The organism is Vibrio sp. 1078-1, assembly GCF_033340475.1.
Genome location: NZ_JAWOWM010000489.1, coordinates 1 through 638 on the forward strand (window position 1 = coordinate 1; position 638 = coordinate 638).

A 638-nucleotide genomic window follows, 5' to 3' on the forward strand; every position below is an offset into this window, starting at 1 on the left:
AGCCATACTCCCGCTAAGTTTGATTCGGCAGAATCTTTTGTGAACTCCATGAAGCCATACGCTGAAAAGGCGGCGAAAGCGTTGGGTGTAGAACCATCATTGCTTCTTGCTCAAGCAGCTCTGGAAACTGGCTGGGGACAAAAAGTGGTGCAAAATGCTCGTGGTAGCAGAAACAACTTGTTCAACATCAAAGCAGACAGAAGCTGGCAAGGTGCCAACGTCACCACGCAAACATTGGAATTTCATGACAATACGCCAGTGAAAGAGACGGCAGCGTTTCGTTCTTACTCGAACTATCAAGATAGTTTCAACGACTACGTCCGTTTCTTAAATGACAACCCACGTTACGAGACGGCATTGCAGCAACGTGGAGATTCTGAATCCTTTATTCGCGGTATTCATCGAGCAGGTTATGCGACGGATCCAACCTACGCCGACAAAGTTCTGCAAGTGAAGCAGAAAATCGAAAGTATGTAACCTTTTGGGGTTGCCGCGTACGCGATTCATTGAGGCTTGCCATCGTGCAAGCCTTTATTTTACCTGAATTTACTACTCTAAATTTCACTTGGCACATCTTTTGCTTTTACTTGTCTAGGTGATCGGTATTTACCGATCTTATTTCGTTTTTGGGGGCAGGT

Annotated in this window: 1 protein-coding gene; it reads left to right on the forward strand. The window is 45.6% G+C overall.

Features of this window, described 5'->3' with window-relative positions:
* Positions 1-477: flagellar assembly peptidoglycan hydrolase FlgJ (gene flgJ, locus R7190_RS28360; RefSeq protein ID WP_318137990.1), on the forward strand; the 477-nt coding region annotated here is incomplete at its 5' end.
* Between the last annotated feature and the right edge of the window lie 161 nt (positions 478-638).